We start from the raw sequence: 18,412 nt of genomic DNA on the forward strand, positions 1-18,412 counted from the left end.
CAATGTGGGAGCGGCTTGTCGGGTCGCCGCCTCGCCGCGATGGCGGTGGATCTGTTGATAAATAATTGACTGACACACCGAGGTGCCTGCATCGCAGGCAAGCCAGCTCCCACACAAGCCCCACATTTTTTAATGCATTCCCCCCTACGGCTTGCGTAGCAGGTAGGTATCCATGATCCAGCCATTAGCCTGGCGCGCGGCCTTGCGTACACGCTCGATCTCATCGGCCACCTCGGCCACCTTGCCGCTGATCAGGATTTCATCCGGCGTGCCCAGGTACGCGCCCCAGTAGATTTCCAGGTCCTGGTCCGCAACGCTGCGGTAGGAGTCCTCGGCATCGAGCATCACCACCAGGGTATCGGCATCGCTGGCCTGCCCCGCCGCGAGCCGCCGCCCAGTGGTGATCTCGATCGAACGGCCGATGCGGTTCAGCGGCACTTTATGCTGGGCCGCCAGGGCCTGGACGCTGGTAATCCCGGGGATGACGTCAAACTCAAAGGCACAGCGCCCATCGGCCAGGATCGCCTGCAGGATACGGATGGTGCTGTCGTACAACGCCGGATCGCCCCAGGCCAGGAAGGCCCCCACTTCACCGTCAGCCATGTGTTCGTTGATCATGCGCTCGAAGGTCTGTTGCTTGTCGCGGTTCAGATCCTGCACCGCCGTGGTGTAGTCGATTTCGCCGCGCACACGCTCGGGGCAGTCGGCTTCGACAAAGCGGTAGGCGTGCCCGGCGTCGATATAGGTCTGGCAGATTTCCCGGCGCAGGTCGATCAGCTTGTCCTTGCTCTGGCCCTTGTCCATCAGGAAAAACACGTCGGTGCGGTTCAGCGCCTTCACCGCCTGCATCGTGATGTAGTCGGGGTTGCCGGCGCCAATGCCGATGATCAGGATCTTTTTCATGAAGGGGTTCTCAGTGCGGGGCTGCGATTTTGCCATGTTCGCGCCGCTCAGGTCTCGCGCGTTTCCAGGCGCAGGCGCCACACGCCGTTGAAACGCAGCTCGGTGGCGGACAACGGCTCCACATCAATCCGGTTGAACATCGCCAGCGGGCCCTGCATGGCGTACAGCAACGCGGCACGGATCACGAAAGGGTGGGTCACCGCCAGGACATGGCCCGGGGTCTGTTCCAGGGACCGCAGCCACTGCCCTACCCGCTCGCACAGTTGCTCAACGGACTCACCTCCATGGGGGGCCGCCGTGGTATCCGTCAGCCAGGCCTGCAAGGCGTCGGGCTCGGCAAGTTGCACCTCATCGAGGCCCTGCCCGCGCCACCGCCCCAAATCACAGTCGCGCAGGGCCTCTTCCACCTGCGGGGATTCGGCAAAAAACATGGCTGTTTGCCAGGTTCGGACCTCGGGGCCGCAGAGCACACGAGGGGCACGCTTGAAGCGGCCGGCCAATGACAACGCCGGCAACTGCCACGCGCTTTCCAAGGGCTCGTCCAACGCGAAACGCGCACGTTTTTGAGTAGGTGTGCGGGCATGGCACATAAGGGTCAAACGAGTGGCCTGCATCGAACATCGCCCCGATTTCAAGGTAAGACCGACATCCTGACACAGGAGCAGCAAGGCTTGTAGAAACACTGAAAGCCTACGAACGGCGGGAACGGATGCCGGACAGAAAGCCACCCAACCGACAACGTTGCGCCCCCCCTTGTTGAACCACTGCCTGAAGGAATAATCATGAAAGTCGCCAACCCCCGACCCACTCTGCCCGCCATGCCCAACCCCCCAGGCTTGAACCCCTCACCCGAGCCTGCCGTTCAACAAGGATTACCCCTGCGACTGCCCCCGCCCAGAGACCGGGGCGCCGGAAAAACCTACGCACAACGCCTCGAGGAAGCCCTGTTTCCTCCCGCAGCCTCGCCATCAGGCTCCCCCTTGGGCGCACAGAACAACCTGGCACGCTCACGACGCAGCCCTTCGCTGAATGTCATTACCCTGAACGCCCAGGCAAAAGCCGAACATACGGTCAGAGTGGCCGACAGTGAGCTGTCGGCGCAGTTCGCCGCCACCTTGATGAACCAGGTCATCTCACTTGATTCAGGTGCTCAAGACAGCCCGGAGACCCGGTTGGTCTACAACATCCCGCCCGATTCCACCTTCGCAAAAGCCTGGGCGCGGCTCACCCAGGCCCTCAAGGATGAGCCTTTTGCAACCTTTGCCAAAAATAACAACATCGACACATCACATTTCAAACTGAACCCAAGGTCCGGGTGGCTGGAGTGCATGATCAATGGCCAGCCAGCCAACTTTACAACGTACACCCCCGGCTGGGACGCGGTGTCTGCAGCCGTCGTGGCCGCCGCGCGCAATCTGGCGCCCACCCTCGAATCACCGTTTGAATATGCCGGCGAAGACCGCGCATCGCTGAATATCGTGGGCGACTTCTACGGTGCCCGCTACTCGAATACCAGAACTGACATGCTCCGTTTTATCGGTCGCTTACAGCATGACCAGGGATTTCCTTGCGTAGCGTTCTCCAGGTCTCACCTGCCGCGTCATAACCAACCCGAACACCGGCACATCCAACAATTGCAACAGGATGCGATCGACACCCTCGCGGCGCAAATCACACAGGCGCAGGGTCAACAATTGCCTGCGCAACAAGTCAAAACCTCATCGCCGCTCATCGCCAAAGGCGATCTGGAACTGGCGAGGTGGTGCAGCACAGTCTTGACAGCCCGGCATACGGAAACCCGGCCCCCTGGAGAGGGCATCACCTCTGCCTTCGGGACGGTTCCAGAGTACTCGACCTTTGGACAGGTACGCATGGCCCTCGAAAACGCACTGGCCGAGCCTTCATTCTTGACCTTCGTGAAAAACAACAAGATTGATCTCTCAAGTATCAGCATTGCGCCACAAACCGGCGAACTGACCTGCCAGGTAATAGGGGCCAAAGGTGTCAAGGTCCAGAAGGTTTTCCGCATGACCGACGACTCAGGCTGGTCAGCCGTCAGCACCGACATCTGGGCGTCAGCCAAGAGCCTGGCCGCAGGCTCGACAGAGCAGGTGCGTCACCCCCGGTACAGCTGGATCAGTGTCAATGAGTTGTTGAATTTCTACGGGGAAAACCTGGCGACGGGGACGTTGCTGGAAACCCTCAAACGGTGCGCGGCACTCAACTACACCGGTTTCCCTGCCTTGAACGAGAACGCCCCAGCCCACAGCGAACGCTCTAGCGCCGTCCGGGCGAAACGACGCGCGGTCATTGATCGCCTCGACAACAAAACCAGCCCCCGCGAAGCCACACCTGCCACGCCCCTTAACCCGACCACCGAGATAGCCAGTCACCAGTTTGCCGGCGAGCCCGGCCTGCGCGCGGTCATGGCCCGACTGCTCACTGATGCCTTGAAGAGCGCATCGCTCGGGCTGGACTTCGATATCAACCACCTCGACTTTGCCCAGCCCGACCCGGACAAGCCTGGCCAGTTCAAGCGCACGCCCCTGATGGACCTGGCCCTGGATTACCTGACAGACGACGCTGTGCCAGACTTGCCCGCCGGCAGCAAGCTGGTCGATACCCGCCCTGACCTTATGGCCCATACCGGCAATACCCCGGACACGCCACTGCCCGTTGAAATGAACGACCTTCAAAGCGCTTTACGCGCCCTCCCAGGCCAGATGAACCCAGCCTTGGCTGCGGACGTGCCCAAGTACTGGGACCAGCCCGCCTTCAGCACACCCGCCTCTGGAGGTCTGAGCCCCTTTGCCGGCAGTCATCGGACACTGATCAGTGACCTGCTGCGCGACAATGTGCGACTGGCCGGGCTCAAGCAACCGGGGCTCGATGAGCAGCAACGCGAAACCCTCGATCTGGTAGTGCGCTACCCCAGTGGCTTGACGCGCCCAACCCCCACCGACAACAGCGAAGTGACAGTCTTCGCCCTCGGCAGCCTTCCAGCGGCCAACCAAGGCGCAATCGAATCCACCTCGCCGAACCTGCTGATTCAGCGTCATATCGCCGAGCGTACGACTCTCCTGCTCTGCGAACCCAACGGCACAGTCACCCCGTATGGCTCCTACGCAGCCTTCAACGCAGCACGCGAGCAAGAGCTCAACGCGCAATTCCCCGGGCAACGGCGCCTCAACACCTTGCGCAAAGTGGACGGCCATGCCTTCGATAACCAGGCCCAACCCCTTATCGATCAACGCCTGGATCACAGCCTTGCCAGTGCTGCGGCTTATCTCAACCTCAACACACTGGATCAGCCCCAACGCAAAATGCCAGCCTGGGTCAGTCAAGCCAGCGAGGCCGAGCGCTTTGTCTTACGTGGACTCAGCCTGGAACTGGCGAGTTTCACCCAGCGCAATAAAGGGCGGACCTACAACAGCGATATCCCGGATATCCGCCCCTTTGCCGAAAAGGCCTTCGGTCAATTGATGGTGTCGGGGCACCCGGCGAAAAACCTGGAAGTCGTGTTCAGGGTTCCCGTGGGCGGCAACTCCCCGGGTGGTGTGGTCAGTGGCAGCCTCCATCGCGAACGCCTGAGCATGACCGATGTGCTCCTGAGAAACCTCTCGGGGCTGCCCAGCCGGGACGTGGAGGTCTATCTCAAACCGGGTAACACGCGGGTTCCCGAACTGGAAGTGGATGGCGAACTGCAGAAGCTGATCCAGAACATAGACGTGGGAAAAAATTACCCCGAGTTGCTCAAACGCGAACTGCTGGACGATCCCGCCAAAAAGGCCGAGCGCCAGTCTTTGTTTGCCCAGCAGATTCCGGTGGAACTGCAAATCAAGGCCCTGGAGTTGGCCGTTCAAAAACAATCGGGGTTCGACACCACAGGTTTGCGTTACGTCCAGGCAGCCATCAATCCAGAGCCCGGCACAAAGACCGTCGACGGCAAAGAAATCGCCGTGCGACCGCTGGCGTTCATCGCCGGGCCAGGCGCGACGCCCGACGTGGTCGACAACATGTACCTGATCGAGCCCGAAGACAGCGCCAGCGGCCCGCACATTCTCTATCGCCCATTGATCGCCGACGCGCCGCTGCTGCAATTCCCGACCCGCCAGGCCTTGCTGGAGGCCATCCAGCAGCCAGGGCGTTTGCAAAAAGACATCCTGGCCTGGTTTCCCGACAGCTCGACCCGGGAATACTACAAGGCCTGGAGTTTCAAGGAGCCCTCCGCCCAGACAACCAGCCTGTTTGGCGTGGGTGACGGAGAAACCATTCCCGCCGCACCCACGCTAGCCGTAGGAAGCTACGCCGCTGCCGATGCGCTGAAGGCCAAACTGCAAACCGGGAAACTGATAAACCACCTGTACGACGCCAACGCCCAGGGCCTGATCAGCATGGCCGAACAACAATCTGTCTCCGATGCCGAAAGCCGCTGGGCAACGCTCAAGGAAGGCGGCTATCTGTTGCTCAACGCCGTACTGCCCGCCCTGCGCGGCCCGGGTGCCGCCATCGGTACGATGTTGCAGTTCCAGGGCCTTCTCAGCGACCTGCAAACGCTGGCGGACGATGACACGTCGAACAAAGAACCGGCCATGGCGGATCTGTTGCTCAACCTTGCGATGCTGGTGACCCATCGTCGAGCACGCCCCCTGCCCAGGCAGACCGACATACACCCGACCTCAGGGTTGGCCGAGACACCTCTGCGTGGTGGCCGCTACAACAGTATCGTAGAGGCACCCAATGGCGAAAAGGTCCGACGCATGATCGTCATGAAAGGCAACATGAAAAAAATGCAACTGGTCAAAGGCAACCTTTTTACCTTTGAAGATGAATACAAAGGCAAACCCCGCCTCAACATCAACGCCCATGGCCGCGACCTCAGCTTCACGGAGCAACTGCTGGGCAAGAGTTCAACCATCCTTTATGACGGCGCCGAGCATACCGCCGAACAACTACATGCCCATCTGCTCGCCAAAGGCATCGACCCCAGCCAGTTCGACAACGTTCGCTTGCTTGTCTGTTACTCCGGCAATGGCTCCGAGAACTCCTTTGCCGCCGAGTTCCAGAGGTTGATCAAAAAGCCGGTGAAGGCCTTCGTGGGGACCGTGACAGTGACTCCCAGCCCCGAACTGGTCACCTCCGAATTTGAAACCGGCACCCAGATGCACGGACCGCAAAACGGGCCGAAGCTGGTGAGTGACACCTACGCAGAATACGACAGTGTCGACACCGTCAAGGACCGCACGGGTATTTCCCTGATCCGCAACCCTCTGGAATACATTCTCTTCTCCTACTACCCCGTGTATTACCCGCCCCGCACGAGCGCTACAACGGCAAATCGCTGAGCACCCTCCAGCACGCGGCACTGGCCAATCGGTTCGTCGCATTGACGAACGGTCCTACGAATGTTCAGATGCGGCCCTGTTTCAGGTGCCGCATGCCGCCGTGCATGAGGTGAAACGGGAAACCGGTACGCTCGTTCGAGCAAGTCCGGTGCTGCCCCCGCAACGGTATTCGCGTGACCCCTTCGTTACACCACTGTGGCCAGAACGCCATGGGAAGGTGAAGGGTTCGATACGCGAGAGCCCGGAGACCGGCCTGGAATTTCTGTTTGGCATAATCCTGCGGTGGGCGGGCATGGGCCGGTGTCGGTGTGTGCCCGGCGCCTTCTCCTGCGTGCTTCTGCGAAGATACTTTCGAGAAGACTATGATTTTCCAACGTTCCTCTACCTCTGGCCCAACCCTGCTCCTGGGTTGCCTGTTCAGCCCGCTGCTGCTCGCCGATGACGCGGCCCTGGTGCTCCATCCGCAGACCGTTTCGGCGCCGTCGGTGGAATCCACCACCGTGGCCGAGATGGCCCAATACGGCAGCAAAGTGGCGATTGTCACCCGCGAACAGATTGAACGCGCCGGCCCCAGCGCCGATATCACGCGGGCGATGCAGATGTTTATCCCCGGTTTCTATGTCGCGCCCAAAAACGGCCCGTTCGACTACGGCACCTATTCCCTGCTGGGCGGACGCAATGACGACACCCTGATCCTGCTCGACGGCGTACGCCTGAACAACCGCCTGTACGGTGGCCTGTACCTGGACACCCTGCCGGCCAACGCCGTGGAGCGCATCGAAGTGCTCAAGGGTGGCCAGAGCCTGTTGTTCGGGACCCAGGCGGTGGCGGGCGTGATCAATATCGTCACGCGCAGCCCGCAGACCCGCGAGGTGTCCGGCGAAACCAACCTGGGCGTCGATACCTTTGGCGGCACCACCGGCGATGCCCGGGCCGAGCGGGTTTTCACTAACGGCCTGGGCGACCTGGGCCTGCTGGCCTATGTCAGCCATAACGTGTCCGAGGGCTACCAGCCGTTTCGCAACCGCGACATGAGCCATGTCAGCGACAAGAAACGTTCCTACGAAGTCACCACCCTCGGCGCCAAGGCTATCCAGTCTTTTGCCGATGACTCGCGCCTGGAGCTGTTCTACCAGTACTCCGACGCCAACCTGGACTTCGCCGGCGCCACCAACAACCGCAAGACCACCAACGACCGTGTGCAACAGATCGCCACGGCGACCTTCGAGCAACGCCTCAACGAGCGGCTGAGTTACTTCGTCAAGGGCCATATCAACGACTGGGACACCCGTTACTCGCGGGTCAACAACACCGCCGACGGCGGCACCCTGGTACGCAACCACAATGACTACTGGGGTTTTACCGACTGGGGCGTGCAGGCCGAAGGCAAGGCTGAGCTTGAAGGCGGGCATGTGCTGGTGTTCGGCTCCGACAACCAGTGGTTCAAGGGCCAGGACGATGTGCTGGTCATCGACAACAACCAGGCCGAGGCCCACGCCCTGTACAGCCAACTGCGCCCGCAGATCGACGCCCTGCCCGACTGGCACCCGAGTATCGGCGTGCGCCACGAAACCATGAGCGGCGGCGACAGTGCCACGGTCGGCATGCTCACCTCGCTCTATGACCTCAACGCCAACTGGGCCCTGCGCGGCCAGTACGGCACCGCCTACAAGCTGCCGAATGCCGAGCAACTGTTTGTCAATGAGCCCGGCGACGAACTCGGCAACCGCAACCTCAAGCCGGAAAAAAGCCGCAACGCCGAGCTGGGCCTGGACTACAAGGGCCTGCTGGCCGACCGTGAGTTCAGTGCCAGCCTGACCCTGTTCAAGCGCACGATCACCGACCTGATCACCCTCGACGATATCCAGTGGGTCAACGGCCAGGGGCAGATCCAGATGCGCGGCTTCGAGGCCGACGCCAAGTGGGCGCTCAACGACCAGTGGAGCCTGCAGGCGGACATGACCCGCAACCTGACCGAGTCGCGCGCCGGCGTCACGATCAATGATGTGCCCAGTTTCTTCGCCCGTTCGCGGGTGGGTTTCGAGTCGCAGAACCGCCTGTGGGGCGCCGGCGCGGCCATCCGTTATATCCACGATGTGACCAGCTCGAAACGCATCGAGTACGGTCACTACTCGGTGGTGGACGCCGACGCCTACCGCTACCTCGACCACGCCCATCAACACCGCGTGAGCCTGCTGGTAGAGAACCTGTTCGACCGCGACTACGTCACCAGCCGCTCCAGCAATGTCGACAACCTGGGCCGCCCCTTCACCTCTGAGGTGCGTTACACGTATCGCTTCTGATGACTGAAATCACACACATCGACGGGGTGGACAGCCACCCCGACTGGTCCCGGATCCCCGAGCATGCCCGCCATGTGCTGCTGTGCACCGGCCCGCGCTGCACCCAGCGTGGCGCCTTGCAACTGTGGAAAACCCTGCGCCGACGCCTGCTGGAACACCAACACATCGAAGTACCCGGCGGTGTGCTGCTGACGCGCACCCATTGCCAGTTCCCCTGCAACCTGGGGCCGGTGCTCACGGTGTACCCGGAGCGCTGCTGGTATGGCGTGCGCAGCAAGGCCGATGCCGTGCGCCTGGTGGATGTGCACCTGGTGGGCGGCGACGTGGTCGAAGCACTGCTGATCCGGGAGCACCCGTGAAGCGCCTGGCAGGCTTGGCCATGGCCCTGCTGGGCAGTGCCTCGGCCCTGGCGGACGGCTATCGCAACTGCCAGCAGGATTGGCACCTGCCCACTGCGCCGCCATCGCGCATCGTCGCCCTGAACCAGCACGCCGCCGACATGCTGCTGGCCCTGGGAGCCGGCCCGGCGCTGGTGGGCGTGGCGTACCTGGATGACAACGGCGCCGCGCACCAGCAGGGCCAGTATCAGGGCGTGCCGGTGATTGCCCCGCGCTACCCGGCCAGCGAGGTGTTGTATGGGCAAAAGCCGGACCTGGTGGTGGGCGGTTTTGCCACGGCCTTTGGCAACGGCATCACCTCGCGCACCGGGCTGGCCGGCAACGGTGTGGCCTCGTACCTGCTGGAGTCGGCGTGTGCCGGGCATTCCCTGGATTACTTCGGGCATATTCGCAATGATCTGCTGACCCTGGGCAACCTGCTGCATAAACCGCAGCGGGCCCGCGACTTGATTGAGGCCCTGGACGCCGACCTGGCCAGCGCCCGGGCACTGGCCAAGCCGGCCAAACCCTTGTCGGTGTTTTACCTCGACAGTGAAGTCAATGGCCTGGACAGCGAAGGACAACACGGTTTCGTCAGTGCCCTGCTGGCCGCTGCCGGAGCGCGCAACCTGTTGGCCGGGATTAATCAATACCGGGTCAGGGTCAGCAGCGAGACGTTATTGATGAGCGACCCGGATGTGATCCTGCTGGCCGACGCCCTGTGGTCCCCGGCCAGCCGCAAACGCCAGTTGCTGACCCGCGACCCGGTGCTGTCGCGCCTGCGGGCAGTGCGGGAGAACCGCCTGATCGAGATCCCGTTTACCCATCTGGTGCCCACTGTCGACAGCGGCAAAGTGGCGCTGGACCTGGCGCATAAGCTCAACGCCCTGTAGGAGCGGGCTTGCCGTAATGCCGTTCAGTTAAGCGAACGAAGATCCCCTGTGGGAGCGGGCTTGCCCTAATGCCAGTCAGTTAAGCGGATTCTGCTTTCTGTAGGAGCGAGCTTGCTCGNCGCGAAGGACGTCAACGATACCGCGTGTTTGCTAGGTAAACGCGGCGCTCTCAAGTTCTTCGCGAGCAAGCTCGCTCCTACAAAAAGGCTTAACTGACTGGCATTAGGGCTTGCCCGCGATAGCCATAGGTATCTACACAACTCTCTTCTGGATATGAGTACATATCCATTGCTGCGGTAACGGCCACTTAGGGTTCCGCCCTGACGGCGGGTCACTTTGGAAAAGCCGGAGTGCCGGCCCAGCCCAAAGTAACCAAAGGGCTCTTGCCCCACCACTCGGTGCCTCGCCTAGGCTCGGCATGCCCGCAGTCAGGCATTGCTCCGTGGGCCCGCCGCGATCGGCCATCCATGGCCGTGTCGCGGCTACCCCGGCATCCATGCCGGGGTGCCCACTACGCAATACCTGCCTGCGGCCATCGTGGTTTAACGGGGCGCCTAAGATCAAAAGCCAGATCAAAAGCAACAGCAGAGCCAGAGCCAGAGCCAGAGCCAGAGCCAGAGCCAGAGCCAGAGCCAGAGCGCGAAGCTACATTCCCTGTGGGAGCGGGCTTGCCCGCGATGGCGGTGTATCAGTCGATAAATACGTTGGCTGACTGGTCGCCATCGCAACAATGGATATGTACACAGACCGAGAAGAGAGTTGTGTAGATACCTATGCCGCGATAGCGGTATGTCAGTTAACAACTGTGTTGGCTGATCCACCGCCATCGCGGGCAAGCCCGCTCCCACAGACCAACCCCAAGGGCATTGCACCGCAATGGGGCTGAGCTAGACCGCCGGGCTGCGTGCCAGCTCCCGCAGCCATGGCAACACCCGCAAACCGCTGGCCGGTGACGGCGGGTCGATGATGTCCATGAAATGCTCCAGGGTGATGCTGTCGGGCGATCCCGGCAAACGGACCAGGGCCAGGGGCGCCAGGCAGGTCGGCGGCCCCAGGTCCTGGTCGTCATACACCAGCACATGGCGCACCTGCGGGTGTTGCTGCTGGAACGCCAGCGCGCCACCGTCATTGGCGGCCAGGCCTGCATTGATGATCAACACGTCGAATGGCTGGGCAGGGATATCGGTCAGGATCAGCACTTCCTCGAAGGTCTGCACCGGGACAATCCGGTAGTAGCCCAGTTGGTTGAGCATTTTTTCGATGTGTAACCGTTGCAGGTGCTGTTCATCGGCAATCAGGATCGTCAGTGCTTTGGTTGGCATGGCAAGTCCCTGAGCAGGCAGCGCTCGTGGAAGGAAGGAGCGACCTACTCTTCCAGACATAATTCGACGAAAAAATCAGCGTAGTTCCCCCTACACGTAGGAGTTCTCCCAAACCCTCCCCGAGCCTATCCCCTTATACCCGGTTGCAATAGTCCGTCAGGGCCTGATGCAATTGATCAATGGCCTCTTGCACACCGGCCACCGCCAAGCCCAACGCCCCCGAATCCTGTTGCTCACAGGCCGCCTCCAGTGCTTCGCAGTGGCTCACCAAGACCTGCGCCTCGACCAGGCGTGCCCCGCCCTTGGTCCTGTGGGCCAGGTCATGCAAGTGGGCGTAGTCGTTTTCTGCAAGCAAGGCCTGTAGTTGCGTGCGATCGGCACTGAGGCTGTCGAGCAGTTGCACCAACAACTCCTTGACGGCGTCCGTGTCAGAGCCGGTCAACTTCAACAAACGACTCAAGTCGAGCGCCGGGGCAGCCGTCACCAGCTCATTGACCGAAGGCATGGCCGTACGTGAGGCCAGCGCGGCATGCAGATCCTCAAGCCCGGTGGGTTTGAACAGGCAGCCGTCCATCCCCGCCGCCAGGCAACGCTCGGTTTCCTCCGGCTGGGCATTGGCGGTAAACCCCAGCAGCAGGCAGGGCGCCAAGCCACGGGCGCGCTCATCGGCACGAATGTCCCGGGCCAGGTCATAGCCGTTTTTCAGCGGCATATTGCAGTCGGTGATCACACCGTCAAAGCGCTCGGCCTGCCAGCATTCCAGGCCCTGCACCCCATCGTTGGCGGTGGTGATCCGGTGCCCGAGGAAACTCAGCTGCCGGGTCAGCAACTGACGATTGGCCGGGTAGTCGTCCACCACCAGGATATTCAATACATGGGCCGGCGGCGCCTCCAGGGCAACCGGTTCGGAATGCGCACTGGCCGAAGCGGCCACCGCCAATGGCAGTGTGACCTCGACCCGTGTGCCCTGCCCCAGCACGCTACTCAATTTCAGCTGGCCGCCCATCATTTCACACAGGCTGCGGCTGATCACCAGTCCCAGCCCCGAGCCACTGCGCGCCGACTGGTCAGTGTTACGCCCTTGAATAAACGGGTTGAACAGGCGCATCTGGTCCTCGACGCTGATCCCGACCCCGCTGTCCTCTATCACCAACCGCAGGCTCAGATAGCCATTGGCAACGGCGGGCGACCCACTGGCACTCAAGCGCACATGGCCCTGGGCCGTAAACTTGATGGCATTGCTCAACAGGTTGGAGACCACCTGCTTGAAGCGCAGCGGATCGATCAAAACGTGACGATCGACCAGCGGGTCCAGGTCCACCTGCAAGACCAGGCCCTTGGTGCGCGCCAGCCCTCCGAAGATACGCACCACCGAGGCCAGCAGCTCGCGCAGGTTCGAGGGTTCCAGGGTCAGGGACAAGTGCCCAGACTCGATCCGGGCAATGTCGAGAATATCGCCGATCAACTCCAGCATGCCCCGCGAAGCGTCGGAGGCCACCGCCAGGGCGTCATGGTCGATACGCCCCTGCTCGGCATTTTTCAGGGCCAATTCGATCATGCCGATCACCGCATTCATCGGCGTGCGGATCTCATGGCTCATGGTTGCCAGGAAGGTGGTCTTGGCACGGTTGGCCGCATCGGCCCCTTCCTTGGCCTCCTGCAATTGCCCCAGCAAACGCTGGCGCTCGCTGACATCCACCCAGCCGGCAATCATGCCCACGACCTTTTCGTTGGCATCGCGGTACGGCAGCATCCAGTGGTAGATGGTCAGGGTCGCGCCCCCCGGCACCTTGAGCACCCGGTCATGAATCTGCGGTTCGCCGCGCTCCATCAGGCGCATGTAGTCTTCATGGTAGGACTGGGACTGGGGCTGATTGCCGGTGTCGGTCTCGACCACGGTCTTGCCGATCACATCTTCGAGGTGAAAGCCGAACACATTGAGGTAGGCACTGTTGCACGCCATCAACCGGCCCAGGCGGTCGCGTACATAGATCGGGTGCGGCGTGCCGTCGATCAACACGCTCATAAAGCGCATCTGGTCGCTCAGGGCGCGCTCGGCCTGGGCCCGCTTGCGGATCAGGCTGCGCAGGTAAATGGCCCAGCCCAGGGTGATCAGCAACAGCACGGCGGCCAGCGAGAACCCCTGGATAATTGTGTTGCGGTGCCGTAGCCAGTAGCTGTCGTCGATCACCAGCTCGCTGCGCCAGCGGTTGGTCAACTCATCCATTTCCTGGGGCGTGATGCTCAATAGCGCCTTTTCCAGGATCGAGAACAACTCCAGTTGACCGCGCCCCACACCAAAGGCCAGTCGTGCCGGCTGCGAGCCAACCGTACTGGTGATGCGCAGGCGGTCACGGTATTGATGGGCGATCATGTAGCGCGCAATGATCAGTGCGTTGACCGAGGCGTCGGCCCCCGCGCTGGCCACCAGGGCCATAGCCTGCGCAGGGGTCTCGACGTCCACCAGCACGATCTTGGGGTAGTCGCGGCTGATGATTTCCCGCTGCACGCTGCGGCCGATGACCGCCAGGCGCTTACCCGCCATGTCATCCAGGGTGACCGGGCTGCGGTCATCGTCGCGCGTGACCAGCACGAACGGGTTGCTCAGGTACGGCCGGGTAAAGCGGATCTTGTCCTCCCGGGACATGCTCGGCGTAATGAGCGCGATCATATCCGCCTCGCCCTCGCTGACCTGCTGGACTTGACGAGGCAGCGAATTGCCGCGTACCACATCGAACTTCAAGCCGGTACGCAAGCTGATCTGGGCCAGGACCTCGGCACTCAAGCCCTGCAATTGGCCTCGATCGTTGAAAAATGACAAGGGCATGAACTTGTCCAGCGCCGTGACCTTGATCCGCGGATGCTTGTCCAGCCAGCGCTGTTCACTGGCACTCAGGCGCAGGCGCTCGCGGCCAACGATCCCCAGGTTGCCGGCGCTCCAGCGGCGCAGGATCTCCATTTGTTCGTTGATCGGGATCACTGCCAGCGCCGCATTGAAGATACGCAGCAGCCGCACATTATCCCCAGTAAAAGCGAACGCGAAAGGGTTGACCTCCAGGCTGGAGAAGTCGGCCATGCGCACATTATTGAGGTGGTTTTTGTTGATCAGATAGTTGGTGCTGATCGCATCGCCCAGGTAAACGTCCGCCTGGCCAAAGGCTACGGCGCCAATCGCCTCGAAGGTCGACGAATAAAGCTGCAATGAAGCATTGGCGTAATAGGCCGCTACCGCCTCGGGCTGCATGTAGTGATAGAGCATGGCCAGGCGCTTGCCCGCAAGCTCCGCGCTCAGGGCCTGGCTGTCATCGACGCGCGTCACCAGGGTCGGCTGGTCGTTGGCATACGAATGCGAAAGCCTTAGCTGCCGGTCCGCGGCCTCGTAGCCATTGGCCGTGCCGAGGAAGTCCACGTCACCGCGCTTGAGGGCCGCAATAACCTCGTCCCGATGCTCGTAGCGCTGCACCTGGATCGCGACATTCAACGCCTGGCCGATCAACGCGGCATAATCGGCGGTGATTCCTTCCAGATCGTCGTTGTTGTTCGTCAGGTCAAAGGGGGCATAGTCGGGAGCCGACACCCCCATCACCAGCGTGCGGCGCTCGCGTAGCCAGCGCCAGTCCGCTTCATTGAGGTTCACCTGCGGGGCATCCAGCCTCGAATGCCCCAACAGTTGCAGAGTCTGTGGCTCGCCCAGAGCCACGTTGACGGTGAGTGACAGGCTCGCCAGCCAAAAGGCCGCGAACCATTTGCCCAAAGTGCTCGACATATCAGATCAAATGATTTCGATGGGCGAACTTGGATAAGTGCACCACTGAAGACATACGCAGTTTCTCCTTCAACCGGGTCTTGTAAGTGCTGATGGTCTTGTGACTCAACAGCATGTCCCTCGCGATTTCATTGTTGCCCAGGCCCAGGGCCAGCTTCTGCAAGACCATCAGTTCGCGGTCAGACAGGGCCTCTACCAGTTGCTGTTCCGTGGTTTGCAAGTCGTCCTTGCGTACGGAGCTGGTGGGCAGGCTGGGGAAGCAGCTGTAGTTGGACATGACCGCCTTGATGGCTTTTTGCAGCTCATCCAGCTCACCGGTTTTCGCGACAAACCCCATCGCCCCGGCGCGCATACAACGTGTCGAGAAAAACACCGCCAGGTAAGAGGTCAGGACCAGGATTTTACAAGGCAGGCCCAATGCCTTGATTCGGCTGATCACCTCCAGCCCGCCCAGCTTGGGCATCGCCAGGTCCAGAATGACCAGGTCTGGTCGTTCCTCCCTGGCGATCTGTAAGGCATCAGCACCGTTGGCGGCCTCGAAAATCGTCTCGAAGCCCTCTTGGCGTAACAAGTATTTAACAGTTGCACGAATGAACGGATGATCATCCACGATTAACGCTTTGCTCATGCGACTCCCTGGCAGAACACCACGACTGTTTAGTTGCTTCATTGGCGACTACTCATTTAAGGAGCGCCAATACCCTTACACATCACACGAAACCCCTGTACCTGTGAGAATTGCCAGTTCCGACCAGCGGCGCTATCTACACAGAACGTTTCAACGGAATTTGGTTAGGTGCAACGGCTCAACATTAACAACGCAATGATGTTTCGCCTGAAGGTAAAATCCGGCGCACTTGTAGGACTTATCCTCACTAAAGCGTAGTCAAAAACAGCAAAAAAGCCGCCCTCCCATGACAGGAGGCGGCTTTTTTCGGCCCGGAAAAAGGCCCCCTCAATCGGTGGTGCTGGGGCTCCAGAAGGCTTGTACCACCAGGGTCGAGCGGGAAATCCGCGCCACCAGGGCGTCCAACTCGTCACCATCGACCGAGTTGGCGGCCAGCGTGGCTTCGATCTCCACCTCCTCAGTGCCAAAGGTCCGTACGTCGACATCACTGGCCGGGTAGTTGCAGCGCGCCAACTCCGATTCCAACAAGGCCATCACCGCCTGCTGCTGGGTACGCCGGGCGATCACGTAAAGGATGTTGGTCACCTCGGCCGACACCACGTCCAGGGGCTGGCGGTTGATGTTATTGACGATCGGCCGCAGCAAGGTGTTGGCCGCCAGCACAAACAAGGTGCCCAGGAGCGCCTCGATGATCAGGTCGGCACCGGCACAGGCGCCCACTGCCGCGGAGGTCCACAACGTGGCGGCGGTATTGAGCCCGCGTACATTGCCCTCCTCACGCATGATCACCCCGGCACCGAGAAAGCCAATGCCGGACACCACATACGCCACCACCCGCACGGCGCCTTCGGCACCACCGAGGCGATTGGCCATATCGACAAAAATGGCGGCCCCCACCGCCACCAGCACGTTGGTGCGCAGCCCTGCCGTGCGCTGGCGAAACTGGCGTTCAAAGCCGATCAGGCCACCGAGAATAAAGGCCGCACTGAGGCTGACCAGGGTGTCGATCAAGGAATCCAGATTGATATTGTTGAGGGCCTGCATGATAAATCTCCCTTTGATTGCCCGCAGAATCCGCGTCGAAAAAAAGGGGGATCAGGCAGCCACCAGGACGGTTCGCTACCCCAATACCGCTTCTCGCTTTATCGGCGAGACAACGGCATGCAAATGCGCGTCAGCTGGCCAAGCCTGGTCGACAACTGTCACTCGAAAGTCTGTTCACGAAGGTCTGCGCTATGGTTGAAAACCGGCGCAGCTTACGCCCGCAGTCTGAAGGAGGAAAGTGACAGAGCAGCGAATCGGCGGGTTCTTCAGCAAGGGTTCAGCCAGGGTCGCTCCCGCAGGCGCGGGAGCGGCCGCTGTCAGCTGGCGGTGGCCAGCAGCCGGTCACGCACCGAGCGCCCCTGGCCCAGGCGTCGGTCATGCTCATGCAGCGACGCGGCAATCTCATCGGCGCGAATCGGCAGGATCGACAGCAAGGTATCGCTCAAGCCATGGCTGGCCTGGCTGAAGCCCTGCATGTAGATACCGGCCTTGCAGCGCTCGTCGGTGACCACGCGGTAATCGCGGCTCACGTCAAAGTCCCCCATATAGGCCTCCAGCGGCGCCAGCAACTGGCGATGCATCTGGCGCTCATAGCCGGTGGCCAGGACCACCGCATCGTAGTGGTTGAGCACGGTTTCACCGGTGGCGTTGTGACGCACCAGCAGCTCGATGCCCAGGGGACCGGCGCTGGCTTTTTCCACGGTGGTCAGGGTGCGGAATGCGTGGCGGGCGATGCCGGAGACTTTCTGGCGATAGAAGATCCCGTAGATGCGCTCGATCAGGTCCAGGTCCACCACCGAATAGTTGGTGTTGTGGTACTCGTTGACCAAGCGCTCGCGCTCGCTGCTGGGCTGCTGGAACACCAGGTCGGTGAACTCCGGGGAGAACACTTCGTTGACGAACGGGCTGTCATCGGCAGGCTTGAGGGCCGAGCCGCGCAGGATGATATCCACCTGCACCGAGGGGAAGCTGTCATTCAGATCGATAAACGCCTCGGCCGCGCTCTGCCCGCCGCCGATGATTGCAATGCGCATCGGCTTGCCTTCCAGGCACGGCTGCTGGGCCATGCGCGCCAGGTATTGGGAATGGTGGAACACCCGCCCGTCCTCCTTGAGCGCCTTGAACGCTTCGGGAATCCGTGGCGTGCCACCGGCGCTGACCACCACCGAGCGCGCGGTGCGCACCAGTTGCTCGCCGTGGGCATCGCGGGAGATCACCCGCAGCGCCTCGACCTGCTGCTGATGCAGGATCGGCTCGATGGCCAGCACTTCCTCGCCATAGCGGCTCTGCTCGGTAAATTGCCCGGCGACCCAGCGCAGGTAATCGTTGTACTCCATGCGGCACGGGTAGAAGGTGCCCAGGTTGATAAAGTCCACCAGACGCCCGTGGGCCTTGAGGTAATTGACGAAGGAATAGGGGCTGGTGGGGTTGCGCAGGGTCACCAGGTCCTTGAGGAAGGAAATCTGCAACTCGCTCTGGCTCACCAGGGTATTGCCGTGCCAGCGGTAGTCGGCCTGCTTGTCGAGAAACAGCACATCGAGCTTGCCCTGGGCTTTCTCGCGCTCTTGCAGGGCGATGGCCAGCGCCAGGTTCGAGGGACCGAAACCAATGCCGATCAGGTCGTGAACCGCGGGCGATGCAATTGCCTGTGTCATTCCAGTGTCCTCTGGATAAGCCCCGTGGCAGTGGGGCGGAAAGCCTGGGCGACCTGCTGAACAACAGGCCATGTGTTGATAGGAAACGAGGACAATGAAAAAAAATTTAAGGCGCGCGCTGGATTCACTCTGGCAGGCGCGGCGGCAACTGATGCGGCAATGCAGTAATGGCAGTT

At 61.4% G+C, this 18,412-nt stretch carries 11 protein-coding genes and 1 riboswitch; of the genes, 4 read left to right on the plus strand and 7 right to left on the minus strand.

What is annotated here, in order from left to right; translation table 11 throughout:
* Positions 1 to 144: 144 nt before the first annotated feature.
* Complete coding sequence (cobF, locus tag AO268_RS27040; RefSeq protein WP_099170396.1) at positions 145 to 903, minus strand: precorrin-6A synthase (deacetylating); 759 nt, start codon at positions 901 to 903, stop codon at positions 145 to 147.
* Between the two features lie 47 nt (positions 904 to 950).
* Positions 951 to 1,517, minus strand: a complete 567-nt coding sequence (locus tag AO268_RS27045) for a histidine phosphatase family protein (RefSeq protein WP_099170397.1) — start codon at positions 1,515 to 1,517, stop codon at positions 951 to 953.
* 366 nt (positions 1,518 to 1,883) lie between these two features.
* Here AO268_RS27045 and AO268_RS27050 point away from each other — a divergent pair, with 366 nt between their 5' ends.
* The 4 genes from AO268_RS27050 to AO268_RS27065 all read left to right on the plus strand — a co-directional run bounded on the left by AO268_RS27050 (position 1,884) and on the right by AO268_RS27065 (position 9,821).
* Positions 1,884 to 6,248 (plus strand): DUF6543 domain-containing protein, encoded by a 4,365-nt coding sequence (locus AO268_RS27050; protein ID WP_099170398.1) that lies wholly within the window; start codon positions 1,884 to 1,886, stop codon positions 6,246 to 6,248.
* A gap of 66 nt (positions 6,249 to 6,314) precedes the next feature.
* Positions 6,315 to 6,519: riboswitch (cobalamin riboswitch) on the plus strand.
* Between the two features lie 91 nt (positions 6,520 to 6,610).
* Complete coding sequence (locus AO268_RS27055) at positions 6,611 to 8,551, plus strand: TonB-dependent receptor plug domain-containing protein (RefSeq protein WP_099170399.1); 1,941 nt, start codon at positions 6,611 to 6,613, stop codon at positions 8,549 to 8,551.
* Positions 8,551 to 8,910, plus strand: a complete 360-nt coding sequence (locus AO268_RS27060; RefSeq protein ID WP_076964310.1) for a (2Fe-2S) ferredoxin domain-containing protein — start codon at positions 8,551 to 8,553, stop codon at positions 8,908 to 8,910. The genes AO268_RS27055 and AO268_RS27060 overlap by 1 nt, the downstream gene beginning before the upstream one ends.
* Positions 8,911 to 8,930: 20 nt before the next feature.
* Positions 8,931 to 9,821, plus strand: coding sequence for an ABC transporter substrate-binding protein (locus tag AO268_RS27065; protein ID WP_099170488.1), 891 nt, complete (start codon positions 8,931 to 8,933; stop codon positions 9,819 to 9,821).
* Between the two features lie 887 nt (positions 9,822 to 10,708).
* Here the strand turns inward: AO268_RS27065 and AO268_RS27075 are convergent.
* From AO268_RS27075 to AO268_RS27095, 5 genes are all read right to left on the minus strand, one after another.
* Positions 10,709 to 11,143 carry a chemotaxis protein CheY gene (locus AO268_RS27075; protein WP_099170401.1) on the minus strand — a complete coding sequence of 145 codons (435 nt, stop codon included), beginning with the start codon at positions 11,141 to 11,143 and terminating at the stop codon, positions 10,709 to 10,711.
* A gap of 133 nt (positions 11,144 to 11,276) precedes the next feature.
* Positions 11,277 to 14,909 (minus strand): transporter substrate-binding domain-containing protein, encoded by a 3,633-nt coding sequence (locus AO268_RS27080; RefSeq protein WP_099170402.1) that lies wholly within the window; start codon positions 14,907 to 14,909, stop codon positions 11,277 to 11,279.
* Position 14,910: 1 nt separating this feature from the next.
* Positions 14,911 to 15,537 carry a response regulator transcription factor gene (locus AO268_RS27085; RefSeq protein ID WP_076964314.1) on the minus strand — a complete coding sequence of 209 codons (627 nt, stop codon included), beginning with the start codon at positions 15,535 to 15,537 and terminating at the stop codon, positions 14,911 to 14,913.
* A gap of 327 nt (positions 15,538 to 15,864) precedes the next feature.
* Positions 15,865 to 16,581: an MgtC/SapB family protein gene (locus AO268_RS27090; protein WP_076964315.1), complete on the minus strand. Its 717-nt coding sequence runs from the start codon at positions 16,579 to 16,581 to the stop codon at positions 15,865 to 15,867.
* Between the two features lie 317 nt (positions 16,582 to 16,898).
* On the minus strand, positions 16,899 to 18,236 hold the full coding sequence (locus AO268_RS27095; RefSeq protein ID WP_076964316.1) for a lysine N(6)-hydroxylase/L-ornithine N(5)-oxygenase family protein: 1,338 nt from the start codon (positions 18,234 to 18,236) through the stop codon (positions 16,899 to 16,901).
* Positions 18,237 to 18,412: the final 176 nt, after the last annotated feature.

This window comes from Pseudomonas sp. ICMP 8385 (assembly GCF_002699915.1).
GTDB classification, from domain to species: Bacteria; Pseudomonadota; Gammaproteobacteria; order Pseudomonadales; family Pseudomonadaceae; genus Aquipseudomonas; species Aquipseudomonas gessardii.